This is a genomic window from Alteromonas naphthalenivorans (genome assembly GCF_000213655.1).
GTDB classification, from domain to species: domain Bacteria; phylum Pseudomonadota; class Gammaproteobacteria; order Enterobacterales; family Alteromonadaceae; genus Alteromonas; species Alteromonas naphthalenivorans.
This window is the reverse complement of sequence record NC_015554.1, coordinates 2,867,694-2,881,422: the sequence shown is the minus strand read 5'-3', so window position 1 is coordinate 2,881,422 and position 13,729 is coordinate 2,867,694. Positions and strand designations below refer to the sequence as shown.

Here is a 13,729-nt window from a genome sequence, read left to right as displayed (position 1 = left end):
TTTGCCAATGCACATGTTCAGCATGCAATGCCTATGTTGTTACTTAAAAAAGCTGACACTCGTGTCGGCTTTTTTTATGCCTCGTTGTCGAGAAGCTGTGGGGTAGGAGATTTCCACTCGGTTTTAGTGGACCAGTGCGCTATCCAATCAGGCATGTCTGTGGCGGGCATAGGCCGAGCTATACCGAACCCTTGTGCTAGCTCGCAGCCTAAATTTAGCAACGATGTGCCATGGGCAATAGTTTCTACCCCTTCAGCAATAACACTGCGATTAAACGATTTAGCTAGGGCGATAACCCCCACTACAATAGTTCTATCTTCTGGGTCGATTAACATATCACGTACAAAGGTTTGGTCTACCTTGATGACCTTTGCCGGCAATCGCCTTAAGTAAGTGAGAGAGGAATAACCTGTTCCAAAGTCATCAATGGCGAACGTGACCCCTAGCTTTACGCAATCATCCATAATTTCCGCGACTTTTTTAATATCACCTAGCTTACTGGTTTCTAATACTTCTAACTGAAACGCTTCAGGGGGAACATTGGGTACTTTAGACAACAGACGAGCTAAGCGAATAGGAAAGTTTCTTTGCTGAATCTGCAACGCAGAAATATTCACACTAATGGGAATATGAACCCCTAATTTATTCCAGCGACTAAATTGCTGCAATGATTCTTCGATAACCCATTCACCAATATCTATACTGAGCTGATGATTTTCAATAAACGGTAAAAAGGCTGCAGGGGAGAGTATGCCTTCAACGGGGTGTTTCCAACGAATAAGGGCCTCTGCGCCAATAATTTCTCCGGTGCGCATATTCACTTTCGGTTGATAGTAAAGTACGAACTCTCTGTTGTGTAGGGCTGTGGTTATGCTCTGGAGTATTTCATGACGTGCTTTTATGGCGTCCTCAGACTCTATATCAAATAAGTGATAGCAATTTTTACCTTTCTGTTTTGCTAAATACATCGCTTGGTCGGCGTGGCGGATAAGCTGGTCAGCATCAGTGTTATCTGCAGGGTAAAGCGTTACCCCGATACTGGCAGATACTTTAAGCTGGCTCTCACCAATTTTTACCGGTTCTGATGCAACTCTTAGCATATTCTTAATGATGGCAACAAAATCTTGAGGTTGCTTTAAGTTTGCCAATACCGTCACAAACTCGTCACCCCCAAAGCGTGAAATAGTGTCAGTTTCTCGCAATGTTCCTTTTAAACGATGAGCCAAGATCACAAGAAGTTCGTCGCCCACACTATGACCGAAGTTATCATTTATTTCTTTAAAGCCATCTAAATCGAGTAGTGCTACTGCCACAAACCCTTTATCAGATTTACATTGAGACAGGGCTCTATCTAGCCGCTCGGCAAGCAACGAGCGGTTGGGTAAATTAGTTAATACATCATAATGTGCCATGTGCTCTAGTTTGTATTGCTGCTCTTTGGCTTCAGAAATGTCGCTAAATATTGCGATGTAATTTTTAACATTGCCTTCATCATCATTAACTGCGCTAACGGTTAATAGTTGGGCATAAACTTCATGATTTTTACGTTTGTTCCAAATTTCTCCTGCCCAGTAACCTTTGTTGAGAATAGATGCCCATAGGTGATGGTAAAACTCTGGAGATTGTTTTCCTGACTTAAACATATTGGGCTTTTTGCCTAACACTTCGTTTCGCTCATAGCCTGTTATATCAACGAAGGTTTTGTTCACATCTATAATGTTTGCGTTGCTATCTGTAATGAATATGCCTTCTCTTGCGTGAGAAAACACACTTGCTGATAGTTTTAGTTTTTCTTCTAGATGCTTGTTCTTAGTTATGTCCTGAACTAACGAAGTTACGCTTATCACGTTGCCAGCTAGGTCAAAAATAGGGGTGCTATACCATTCGCAGATTATGGGGTGACCTAGTTTGGTAACGTTTTTATTTATTTTTCGCTTTGGCGCCTTTTTCTTAAGCAGTTGAGCGAATCCGTTGTCTATTTCCGTTTGAAGTTCAGGGGGGATAATGAGCTCCGAAGCATGTTTACCAATCGCTTCTTCTTTTTTATAGCCAAAAATAAATTCTGCCGATTTATTCCAATCGGTACAGATAAGCTGAGGATCCCAGGCTATGCACCCTAAAGGCGTATTTTCGATATGACTTGCTAATATATTTTTACTTTCCAGCAAGGAAGCTTGGCTATCGATGAGTCGTTTTTCTGCCTCAAGCCGTGTTTTTGCCATCGAAGTGAAGCGTTGCTGTAGTTTAACCAACTCAACACTACCATGCATCGGCGCGTCGCTTACCTCTTTGCCCTCAGCAAGAGCTTTAGTAGATTGAAGTAAAGTGCGTATTGGTTTCAGTACATTTCTTCGCACCCCCCATACTGAGACACCTACAAGTAGTATGACTATCGCGGTCAAAATTCCCGCCGTTTTAATCAATCGTTTATTAATGGCTTCAAGGGTTTGTTTAAGAGGAATGCCCACCGTGATATTGATTTGCTTGCCATCTTCAAATAATGGGCGTTTTACATAAACCCGTTGATAGGGGGCATTGCTAACAAAGGCGCTGGAATTAGTTGCAGTATTGGAACTATCTATTGCAGCGCTGGAGGTGTTTAATGGGGTCCCTAAGAGGCTATTGTTCGTTGGATATGCGGCAACAATTTTATTCTCGCTATCGGTAATGTAAGCCACGGTATTATCAGGTAAATGGGACTCAGAGAGTGCTTCACTCCACCATTCTAGTGAGATAACCGCTACCACTAACGCCACCACAGAATCGTTTGTAGTGTTCATTACCGGATAGGCAAAATTCACACTGGTAAGGTTAGTTGCTCGGTCTATTTGAAATTCACCTATCGAAAATTCACGAGTAGCTAGCGCCTCTTGAATGTAAGCGCGATCGAAGACATTTACGGGGGTTTTTATGGGGTGGGCGTTACACAGTAGTTCGCCATCTGCCCGTGGTACGCCGAGGTTAATATAGTTACTATTTACCTTAAGTACATCGGCAAGAAATGCACTGCATGCTTGGGAGTTTGGATTTTTAACCGCATCGAAGCTGGCAAGGTTTTGCAGAAAAATACGTGTTTTATCAATAAGCGCAGATTGGAATTTTGAAGTGGCTTGGGCGGTATTAACCGATTGGCTTATGGCAGCTTCTACAGCGCGCTCTCTTTCAACGTATGAGTCGTAAAAAACACCAATCAACCCTGGTAGGGCAACCATAATGATGAGAAGAATTATTCTCGACTGCAGTGTTTGAAAAAGATACGCCATGTAATTTTTTATAAATCCATTTTACGAAGGTGACTACGAAAAATGTAAGATTTATCGTAGTGTATAAACATAGCAAACCGTGCGTTATCTTTGGTTGTATTGCAAGCGCACTGGCAACTGGGGTAAGTATAGTAATAATACTATAAAAGCGTTAACTATGATTAACGTGTTGCTTTAACTAAATTTTATTGAATGCGTCACGACTTGTTTACTAATAGAGTAGGGAACTATTTTACAGTAACGTTTAATTAATAGGCCCGCCCTTCGCATTTTTATGTTCAATAATGTAGTAATGTATCCGCAACGGCACGTTAAATTTGTAATGACACCAATACAGGAATTTATATTATGACGAAGCTACTCGCTTTTGCTGGAAGCACACGGAACGGCTCTTTTAATCAAGCGATACTCACGGTTGCAGCTGAAGGAGCTCGGGGGTCGGGCGCCAAAGTAACAGTGGTTAATCTAGCCGATTATCCAATGCCTCTGTTTAATGAAGATGAAGAGAAAGTGTCTGGCGTGCCAGAAAATGCAAGAGCCTTCAAGCAGCTGTTAACTGAACATGATGGTTTCTTAATTGCTTCTCCAGAGTACAATTCGAGTTATCCTGCACTACTTAAAAATGCCATAGATTGGGCTACTCGCATGGAAGAAGGTGATAAACCCATGCAGGCTTTTAAAGGCAAGACGGCAGGGATTATGGCTGCATCTGCCGGCGGTTTGGGCGGAATGAGAGTATTAGTGGTTTTACGCATGTTATTGGCAAACATAGGCGTTACGGTGTTACCAGCACAACTTGCTGTAGCCAAAGTGAATACCTTAATGGATAACAATGGCGTAGTAACCGACGAGAAAACCATCAAACAACTTAAAAACTTGGGTAAACAAACCGCTGAATTAACGATGAAAATGACCGCACAGGTTCTATAAGGTAGGGCTAGTGCTCAGGAGAGGGGGCGTCAAATCGTCGCCTCTATTTTTTCTCAATCTAGCCTTTTGTAATTTAGTCTTGCTCTACTTCATTAATAAACCACTTGATCACATTACCTATTGCAAAGTTAGCGTATTGGTCTGAACAAATCTGATATCCCCGAGTTTCAGATTTTAATCGCGGCCCTAACTCAACAAGTTTACCATCTTCTATAAAAGGGTTTATTAACCCTTCCCATCCTAAACAGAGACCATGGCCGCCAATTGCCGCTTCAACAATAAGGGGGTAATTGTTGTAACGAAATAAAATTGGACTAGAAGAAGGCTTCACATTTAACGCTTGTGCCCAGCGTTGCCAATTTAACCACCTAGAATCATCTACATCTTTATGCAGTAGAGGAAGATTTCTAAGGTCACTAAGCATTTGGCCGGCCTTTAAACCATGTTTAATAGCGAAATTCGGTGAGCAAACCGGGAAAACCACTTCGGGAATTAACATCTTTTCAAACTGGTATTTACCAATTTTTGATGAGAAGTGAAATAATATATCTGCATGTGCAGTGGTTAGGTCGCTTAAGCTATTAGTGGGTTGGATTTCAAAAAGACAATCAGGAAAGGCTTGTTGTAAACGTTGTAGCCTAGGCATTATCCAGTGAAACGCAAAGCCAAAATAGGCACTAATAGATATCTTTGTTTTTGTATCGCGAAAATCTTTACGAGCATTATCAGTAGCACGCAGAATAGATGATGTAGAGCCTCTTAACTCGTTGTAATACTTAAGCCCTTCAACGGTAGGGGTAACGGGTTTCTTACTACGGTCAATTAAAATACCACCTACCACATCTTCCAGGGCGCGAATTCTTTGGGATACCAATGGCTGTGTAATACCAAGATCTTCCGCTGCTAATGTCATAGAGCCATGTCTTACCGTCGCTTCAAAACACAATAAGCCGTTAAGGGTAGGTAACTCAGATTCTTTCATTATTACTAATTTGCATGTTAGCTATAAGGCTTTGCTACTGTAATATAAACCACGATTACTTGATACTTATCTTATTGATTTTTAAGGGAGATTCTCGTGCAGCAAATAGACTATGTTATCAACGAAGCGAATGCTTCCGTGTCAGCGATTGTAAATGGACAACACTATCCTTTACCCGCATTGTGGCTTCGAGAGCGTTGCCAAGATTCTGAAAATCTTGATAAAACCACCAAACAGCGCTTTTTTGACCCACATCAGCTAGATGAAAATGTGTCGCTGACCAAGGTAGAAAAGAAGCACAATACCCTAGCTAACCTTACGTTTAGTGACGGGTATTCAGGTGAGTACGATTTGAATGAGTTCGCTGCCGACTTCGATGTTTGGGACGGTGCGCCTAACGATATAGCGTGGAAAAGCGATGTAGACAAGTCATTGTTTCATATTGATTTAGCTACATTGAAATCACAAGAGGGTTTAATTAAAGGAATAGAAATATTTTTAACCTACGGCGTATTAATTGTTGATAACGTGCCTACTGAATCCGACGCGGTATTAGAAGTAGCAAATTTATTTGGGCATGTAAGGGAAACTAACTTTGGTAAGTACTTCGAGGTATTTACCCGTCCAAATTCGAACGATCTTGCCTATCGCTCTGTGCCGTTAGGGCCGCATACTGACAACCCTTACCGTAACCCCATGCCGGGTATTCAACTTCTGCATTGTTTAGAAAATCAGACTACCGAAGGATTGTCGACGTTGGTCGATAGCTTGTCAGTTTTAGAACAGCTGAAAAAGGAAGATCCGGAAGGTTTCGCCCTGCTTTGCAAGGTACCTGTTCGTTACCGTTATTACGACAACGATGTTGATTTGATAGAAAGACGTACCATGATTGAGTCTGACCCTAGTGGCAGAATTACGGGTATCGCATACAGCCCTCGCTTGGACTATTTGCCGCTGTTACAAGATGAAGACATGATTATATTTCATCGAGCCCGTAAACGTTTGGGGCAGTTGTTATGTTCGCCTGAATACGAATGGCGCTTCAGATTAGAGCCGGGGCAATTGCAGATGTTCCACAACACCCGCGTATTACATGGGCGCACCGGGTTCGACCCGAGCGAGGGGCGACGTCACCTGCAAGGCGCTTATATTGATATTGATGCGCCGAAAGGCCGTTACAATGCGCTTAAAAGAAAGCAAAGCTCTATTCGCATCCAGGATGAACTCGAAGCAGAAAATACGAACGGTGAGTTTAAAATAGTTAATAGCAAGGCTACAGCAGAAACAGCAGAAATGAGAGGTTAAGAAATGGAAACTGTTCAATTTCGCCAAATGAAAGACGGAACAAAAGAAGAGTATTTGTTTCTTACCAAACATGAAGATGAATACGCGAAAGGCTTGCCCGATAGAATATTGGAAGCGCTTAAAAATTTAGAGAACACCTTATCGGGTTATCAGGTTTCACGGCTTGGACACTCACTACAATCAGCAACTCGTGCTGAAGCCGATGGTGCCGATGAGGAAATGATAGTCGCGGCACTTATCCATGATCTTGGTGATGACTTAGCGCCGCACAATCACTCACAATACGCGGCTTCAATTTTGCGCCCCTACGTACGCCCCGAAGTAACTTGGATTATCAACCAGCATGGGTTATTTCAAAACGTGTACTACGCCCACTTTTTAGGGGGCGATCCGAATGAGCGCGACTATTTAAAAGATCACCCTTGGTATCAAGCTTGTGTGGATTTTTGTGAAAAGTGGGATCAGTCGTCATTCGACCCTGATTACCCAACTAAACCACTCTCACACTTTGAGCCCTTAGTCAGAAAGATATTCTCTAGAACGGCTTTCGATCCTCAGTATGTAGGTGAACAAACCATGGGGAAAAGTGCAGTAGATATCGCTATGTCGGGGACGAGTGAGTAAATGGTGTAAGCCTTGTAAATGTTAGGTAAAGGCATAAGTGGTTCTGTTCTTGTGTTGGTCTATACCCCCATATAACTAAGTGCACGGCATAGTCGCCGTACTCTTAATTTGTTGGGAGTAATACTTTATGAAACTACTTATGAAATTACGCTTAATACCCATTATTTGCTCAATCACTTTGCTAAGCGCGTGTGCGGTGCCGCTGCATGGAGGTGGTGCTCGTGGCGGCTTTCACGGTGGAAATGCCGCACTAAGTATCGGCGCTGGCATTGCGGCAGGGGTTGCTGTCGCCGTGCTTGCATCTCCGCGATATGAGCCGGGGCATAGGGTGAAGCACTTACCTAAAGACGCTGCCTTTATCCGCCATCGAGGCATAGACTATCGATATAGAAATGGTGTGTATTATCGCAAAATGGGGGGCGATTTTACGGTAGTGCTTCCACCCCCTGGTGTCATCATTCACACCCTGCCTGACCACCCTGATACTATTTTTGTCGATGGGGAAACTTACTATGTCGTAGAGGGGGTGTACTACAAGCGCATAGATGGTGAGTATATCGTAGTGAAGGCTCCTGTTGAGTGGCCGCGAGCAGAAACCAACGAGTATGAAGCAGGCAAGCGCTATGATGTCCTTCCCGAAGATGCGCAGCCAGTAAAAGTACATGGCACTCAATACTTTTTGTACGGTGGTTTATATTTTCTTCCCCAATCATCTGAAGGGAAAGTTAGCTATCTAGCGGTAAGATTGAACTAGGGTTGTGAGGGCACCAATTTTTCATATTGCTATTTTATTCATAGACATGACACACTGAAAAACTACGCTTGTTTATGAATGGAACGTGAGTTCATGCTACAAAAAATTATTACGTTTTCTTCCAGTATTTTGCTGTCGATACTGGCTATTTTATTGTGCTTTGGTGTGTTAGATGCATTATGGCTAGGTTGGATAGCCCGAGATTGGTATACCACTGAAATGGCGACCTTACTGCGGGAAAACTATATTACCTGGCCTTGGGTGGTGTTCTATTTAATGTATGGTTTTGTCGTCTTTGTATTAGCCGTAGTGGCGAACAGAGATAAACCACTTTACTACGCAGGTATTGATGGAGCGCTGCTTGGGCTCGCCAGTTATGGTGCTTATAACCTAACCAACTACAGTATTGTTGAAGGCTTTACGCTGTTTATAACCGTGGTGGATTGGGCGTGGGGCACCTTCTTAACCAGCGCAAGCGCAATGGCTGGCTGGGTAGGTTTTCAAAAAGCGAGAAAGCCAGACAGCATCTGAACTGATCGTTCGAAAAAATAGTTAGCTTTTAAAAAGAGGGTTTACGACATTTTAAAAGCGTAGCGAGCAGGTTCATTGCTGGCTACTAACTCATGAATTACGCGCGGCAAGCAAGCGCAATTCTTTTGAGATATACATTCTGTTGGTTTGCATGTAAATCCATAGTTTGGTCGCAATTTGTGCCTGAAAGCTCAGTATTAATAATACCCCCCAGAATACTTGCTCATTCTGGTGAACCGTAAAAAACTGATAGCCAGTGTAAAAAAGAGCAATAGAAAATAGTACACCTAAGCCGTAAGCTGCTTTCATCATCCAGCCCATGTTGCTACTGAAACCTAGTTTAAGGTAACCGCCTAAACTTTTGTTTTCACTCATTAATGAGTCAAGTTCTTCTGATTGCTTATTAAGATCTTGTTTTAGCTTTTGTTCAAAGTTCATAGTTAGATTCCTCGTATATAGAAGTGCGAAGCGTTTCTCTTGCGCGTGATAACCGTGATTTAACGGTTCCTTCTGGAACATCCAGCGCAAGCGCGGTTTCCTGAACTGAAAGCCCATTTAAGTAATGAAGCTCTACTACGTCAGCTTCAGATGCAGGCAAGCCTGCTAGTATTGGCATAAGCTGGCCCATGTCCAAAGCTTGGTCTGCTACTTGAGAGTCGCTAGCGTCTTCATGAGCGCTATTTGCTAATATTTTATTTTTACTGCTTTTCACCCAGTCAGAAATTTCCCACTTCAGTGCTTTGAATAACCAGCTTCTAAACAGGGTGATATCGTCAAGCGTTTTAATTCTCTTACTGATTTTTAACCACACATTTTGTACAAGATCTTCGGCTAACATAGTGTCGTTAACCCGCACAAACGCAAAGCGCTTCATAGGTATGAAAAAGTGCGTGTAGAGCATATTAAATGCACGGTCATCACCATGCTTTGCTTGCAGTACAAGCAGGTTAATCATGTCTAAAGTTAACGCTGTAGATTTGCTCATAAATACCGCAAAATTAATTCAATAAGTCCTTTCAATAAGGCCCTCAAAAAATCCAGTAGGGCACGTAATACATCACTTGAAAAAGTACAGAGTCCATGTCGTTTGGTAGCCGTTTTCTTACTAGTACTGTTACTAATCTTGGCGCGGCTTTTGGGGCTAGTATTGTAACGATAAGTATTGATTTTGTTGTTAGTATGGCAGCACATTTTCATTCGATGTCACTATAACAGTGTGTATTAATTATTAAAGACGACAAATACACTCACTAGGTTCGTACACTTTTAACTTTTTATTCTAGATTTTGCCTTTGTCCTAACCATGCTCTTCATCTTATAGGACTCTGGAATTTGTTTTTTTAGATATGACACCCATTATCGGGTTAATGAAATTCTTACCAAGTCGCTAAATAAACCTGCTCAGGCGACTGTTTTATTTCTCAAAGCCCCTATCAAATTTCGTCCAAATTCGGTACTATCCGCGGTCTTATTTTACAGTTGATAAGCGGACTATGTTTGAAGTAAACCCCGTTACCAATGCGATAAAAGATATCCGCGAGCGCACCGACGCGCTTAGGGGGTATCTTTGACTTTGATGCGAAGTCAGAGCGCTTAGAAGAAGTTAACCGAGAGCTTGAAAGCTCCGAGGTTTGGAACGAGCCGGAACGCGCACAAGCGTTAGGCAAAGAAAAGGTGGCCTTAGAGCTGGTTGTAGAAACGATTCACAACCTTGAGCAGGGCACCGAAGACGTTGAAGGTTTGCTTGAACTCGCCGTTGAAGCAGAAGATGAAGAAACTTTCGATGAGGCCAACAAAGAACTAGAAGGCCTGCTGGAGCAACTTGAAAAGCTTGAGTTTCGCCGTATGTTTTCCCAGCCTAACGATGCCAACGATTGTTATATTGATATTCAATCTGGCTCTGGCGGTACAGAAGCGCAAGACTGGGCGAATATGCTCCTTCGCATGTACCTTCGTTGGGGTGAAGCCCACGGCTTTAAGACCGAACTTATTGAAGTGTCTGATGGCGACGTAGCGGGTATTAAAAGTGCTACCTTGCGTATTGCGGGTGAGTACGCTTTTGGTTGGTTACGTACCGAAACGGGTGTGCATCGCTTAGTGCGTAAGTCACCATTTGACTCAGGTAACCGCCGTCATACGTCATTTTCATCAGCGTTTGTTTACCCTGAAGTGGATGACGATATCGATATTGATATAGACCCTTCAGATTTACGTATTGATACTTACCGCGCATCTGGCGCGGGTGGTCAACACGTAAACAGAACAGATTCCGCGGTGCGTATTACCCATGAACCTACAGGTATTGTAGTGCAGTGCCAAAACGACCGCTCGCAGCACAAGAATAAAGATCAGGCGATGAAGCAGCTGAAAGCTAAACTCTACGAGTATGAGCTTCAAAAGCAAAACGCCGAGAAACAAGCGATGGAAGACAGCAAGTCAGATATCGGGTGGGGAAGTCAAATTCGTTCATACGTACTAGACGACTCTCGCATTAAAGATTTGCGTACAGGCGTGGAAACACGCAACACTCAGGCCGTGCTAGATGGTGGTCTGGATAAATTTATCGAAGCCAGCCTTAAATCAGGGCTGTAATCCGAACAACGAAAGTGAATAGGTTATGACTGACCAACAAACCGACGAAAATAAATTAATTGCTGAGCGCCGAGCAAAACTAAGCGCAATTCGTGAGGAGTGCCGTGCAAATGGCTTCCCAAACAGCTTCCGTCGTGAAAACTATGCTGACGAACTTCAAGGCAAGTTCGGTGAATTAGATAAAGAAACCTTGCAAGAGCAGGGTAATAAAGTAAGCATTGCTGGCCGTATTATGGCTAAGCGTGGCCCGTTTATGTTGCTTCAAGACATGACTGGTCGCATTCAAGCTTACGCTGATAAAGACACCCAAAAAGCCCTTAAAGCGCAGTACGGTGCGTTAGATATTGGTGACATTATTGGTGTTGCTGGTGTTTTGCATAAGTCGGGTAAAGGCGACTTATATGTGAACACGGAAAAGTATGCATTGCTAACAAAAGCGCTGCGCCCTCTACCAGAAAAGTTCCATGGCCTAAGCGACCAAGAAACCAAATATCGTCAGCGTTACGTTGACCTTATTACCAGCGAACAAACGCGAAAAACCTTTATGATCAGAAGTAAGATTGTAAATGGTATTCGTAACTACCTTACTCAGCGCGACTTCCTTGAAGTAGAAACGCCTATGCTGCAGGTGATTCCAGGTGGTGCAACTGCGAAGCCGTTTGTTACACACCATAATGCGTTAGACATTGATATGTACTTACGTATTGCCCCAGAGCTTTATTTGAAGCGCTTGGTAGTAGGTGGTTTCGAGCGCGTGTTCGAAATTAACCGTAACTTCCGTAACGAAGGGCTTTCAACACGTCATAACCCAGAGTTCACCATGTTGGAATTTTATCAGGCCTATGCTGATTTCAACGACCTGATGAACCTAACAGAAGACATGTTGCGTACTCTTGCCGAAGATATTTTAGGTTCTAGTATTATTACTAACACCACCAAAGATACCGACGGAAACGTGGTTTCAGAAGTACAGTATGACTTTGGTAAGCCGTTTGAGCGCTTAAGCATGGGCAACGCCATTTTGAAATACTGGCCAGAAGCTAATGAAGCCGCTATTCGCGACCCAGAAGCGAACCTTGATGCACTTAAAGCCATGGCGAAACAGTTGCATATTAAAGAGCCTGAAGTTGATGGTATTTGGGGTGCTGGTAAATACTTATGTGAAATCTTCGAAGCCACTGCGGAAGAGAAGCTTGAACAGCCAACGTTTATTACCGAATATCCGTGGGAAGTATCGCCACTTGCTCGTCGTAACGATGAAAACCCATTCATTACCGACAGGTTTGAATTCTTCGTTGGCGGCCGTGAGCTAGCCAACGGTTTCAGCGAGTTAAACGACTCTGAAGATCAAGCTAAGCGTTTCTCTAAGCAAGTTGAAGAGAAAGATGCAGGTGATGATGAAGCGATGCACTACGACGAAGATTATATTCGTGCGTTAGAGTATGGTTTGCCGCCTACGGCCGGTGAAGGTATTGGTATTGACCGTTTGGCCATGCTATTTACTGACAGCCCAACGATTAAAGACGTGATTTTATTCCCGCATATGAAACCTGAAGTGTCTAAAGGCGCCGAAGAAGAATAAGCTGCGTAAATAACGTTATGCGTTAGTTACTTTATATAAAACAGCGTTATAAAAAACTGCGTTATAAATTATAAAACAGCTCGCAGCGCTTATGTTAAACGTGCAGTGATTTGTTTTGTAAGAAGGGTATTGAGGGGAACTTCAATACCCTTTTTTTGTGCCATATTAACAATGTAGCCATTAATGGCTTCAATTTCGGTTTGCCTTTGGTTCTTCACATCTTGATGCATACTGGAGTAATTGCTGGCGGTAAGGCCAGCAACTTTAATTACCTGCTGTTCAATTTCAATCGCATCAAAAGACTGCCCACATGCGTTTGCCACTTGAGCAAACTCTTCACAAAGTGTTTTGCGTTCATTAGCAAACTGCTCACCAGCAATATGGCTATTGGTTATATTATTCAGCGCAGTTAGCGGGTTTATCACCACATTAATAGCAAGCTTGGCCCACAACGCTTTCATGATGTCAGTTTGATAACGCACTGGTGGAAGTAGCGCATGTAAAGTGTGACACACACTTTTCGCCCACTCAGGCATAGTGAGTTGTTTGTGTGAAACCAAATGGGGAGCAATACCAATTTGGGTGTTGCCCACACCGGTGTAAATAACCTGAGTTGACGTGCGCTTCATTGCCCCATGGCTGGTGGTAGCAAGCAGCAATGGTTGCTGGGCTGGCAATATAGATTTTGCTATTTCATACCCACCCATACCATTGTGTAGAAGCACAACAGGGGTACGCTTATCGATAAGTGGCAGCCATTGAGTAAGCGCGGTTTTCAAGTGGTGCACTTTTAATGGCAATACCAACATATCGCTAGGCGAAAGATGTGGCTTGTTACTGTTGATTTGCCTAATGGGGTATTCGGTGCCGTCAGTCCATTCTACAAAATAGGGTGTGGGTGTCTCAGTTTTAGCGGGCTCAAATTCAGGTTTCTCTATACTCGCTTTGTTAACTTGAAACACTGGGTTTCTTGGGTAAAGCCCGTAAGGTAAGCCTTGTTTTTCTGCAGCCCCAGCAAGTAAAGAACCAATAGCGCCACTGCCCGCAATGTGGATTTTTTTTATTTCGAGCTGCTCAGCCTTAAATTTGCCTTGTGCCTGCGACTTGCTCTTACCCAATAGGTTTTCTGTTCCTTTCGCACCTTGCTTGGCTTTTTGACCTTTCAT

Annotated in this window: 12 protein-coding genes; 7 read left to right on the top strand and 5 right to left on the bottom strand. The window is 43.1% G+C overall.

The window, feature by feature from the left end:
* Window positions 1-74: 74 nt before the first annotated feature.
* The gene (locus AMBT_RS21940) at window positions 75-3,263 is read right to left on the bottom strand and encodes an EAL domain-containing protein (protein WP_049791764.1); all 3,189 of its coding nucleotides are present in this window, start codon (window positions 3,261-3,263) and stop codon (window positions 75-77) included.
* A gap of 348 nt (window positions 3,264-3,611) precedes the next feature.
* Here AMBT_RS21940 and AMBT_RS12585 point away from each other — a divergent pair, with 348 nt between their 5' ends.
* Window positions 3,612-4,193 carry an NADPH-dependent FMN reductase gene (locus tag AMBT_RS12585; protein ID WP_013785011.1) on the top strand — a complete coding sequence of 194 codons (582 nt, stop codon included), beginning with the start codon at window positions 3,612-3,614 and terminating at the stop codon, window positions 4,191-4,193.
* A gap of 73 nt (window positions 4,194-4,266) precedes the next feature.
* Here the strand turns inward: AMBT_RS12585 and AMBT_RS12580 are convergent, their stop codons facing one another.
* A complete protein-coding gene (locus AMBT_RS12580; protein WP_013785010.1) occupies window positions 4,267-5,175 on the bottom strand; it encodes a LysR family transcriptional regulator in 909 nt (302 codons plus the stop codon).
* A 96-nt stretch (window positions 5,176-5,271) separates the two neighbouring features.
* Between AMBT_RS12580 and AMBT_RS12575 the strand changes: the two genes are divergently transcribed.
* The 4 genes from AMBT_RS12575 (at window position 5,272) to AMBT_RS12560 (ending at window position 8,389) form a co-directional block, all read left to right on the top strand.
* Complete coding sequence (locus tag AMBT_RS12575; protein ID WP_013785009.1) at window positions 5,272-6,480, top strand: TauD/TfdA family dioxygenase; 1,209 nt, start codon at window positions 5,272-5,274, stop codon at window positions 6,478-6,480.
* Window positions 6,481-6,483: 3 nt separating this feature from the next.
* Window positions 6,484-7,104, top strand: coding sequence for an HD domain-containing protein (locus AMBT_RS12570; RefSeq protein ID WP_013785008.1), 621 nt, complete (start codon window positions 6,484-6,486; stop codon window positions 7,102-7,104).
* 127 nt (window positions 7,105-7,231) lie between these two features.
* Complete coding sequence (locus AMBT_RS12565) at window positions 7,232-7,858, top strand: DUF6515 family protein (protein WP_013785007.1); 627 nt, start codon at window positions 7,232-7,234, stop codon at window positions 7,856-7,858.
* A 93-nt stretch (window positions 7,859-7,951) separates the two neighbouring features.
* Entirely contained in the window at window positions 7,952-8,389 is a 438-nt protein-coding gene (locus AMBT_RS12560; RefSeq protein ID WP_013785006.1) for a DUF2177 family protein, read from the top strand.
* A 90-nt stretch (window positions 8,390-8,479) separates the two neighbouring features.
* Here AMBT_RS12560 and AMBT_RS12555 read toward each other — a convergent pair whose 3' ends face one another.
* Both AMBT_RS12555 and AMBT_RS21935 read right to left on the bottom strand, forming a co-directional pair.
* Window positions 8,480-8,827, bottom strand: a complete 348-nt coding sequence (locus tag AMBT_RS12555) for a DUF6768 family protein (RefSeq protein ID WP_013785005.1) — start codon at window positions 8,825-8,827, stop codon at window positions 8,480-8,482.
* Complete coding sequence (locus tag AMBT_RS21935) at window positions 8,817-9,374, bottom strand: RNA polymerase sigma factor (RefSeq protein WP_013785004.1); 558 nt, start codon at window positions 9,372-9,374, stop codon at window positions 8,817-8,819. Before AMBT_RS21935 ends, AMBT_RS12555 begins: the two co-directional genes overlap by 11 nt.
* A gap of 508 nt (window positions 9,375-9,882) precedes the next feature.
* Between AMBT_RS21935 and prfB the strand changes: the two genes are divergently transcribed.
* Together prfB and lysS are read left to right on the top strand one after the other, a co-directional pair.
* A protein-coding gene (prfB, locus tag AMBT_RS12545; protein WP_126871927.1) for a peptide chain release factor 2 occupies window positions 9,883-10,981 on the top strand; the annotation gives its coding sequence in 2 pieces (ribosomal slippage) (window positions 9,883-9,957 and window positions 9,959-10,981; 1,098 coding nt in all).
* 25 nt (window positions 10,982-11,006) lie between these two features.
* Window positions 11,007-12,563, top strand: coding sequence for a lysine--tRNA ligase (gene lysS, locus AMBT_RS12540; protein ID WP_013785002.1), 1,557 nt, complete (start codon window positions 11,007-11,009; stop codon window positions 12,561-12,563).
* A gap of 89 nt (window positions 12,564-12,652) precedes the next feature.
* Here lysS and AMBT_RS12535 read toward each other — a convergent pair whose 3' ends face one another.
* Complete coding sequence (locus AMBT_RS12535) at window positions 12,653-13,729, bottom strand: ketopantoate reductase family protein (RefSeq protein WP_013785001.1); 1,077 nt, start codon at window positions 13,727-13,729, stop codon at window positions 12,653-12,655.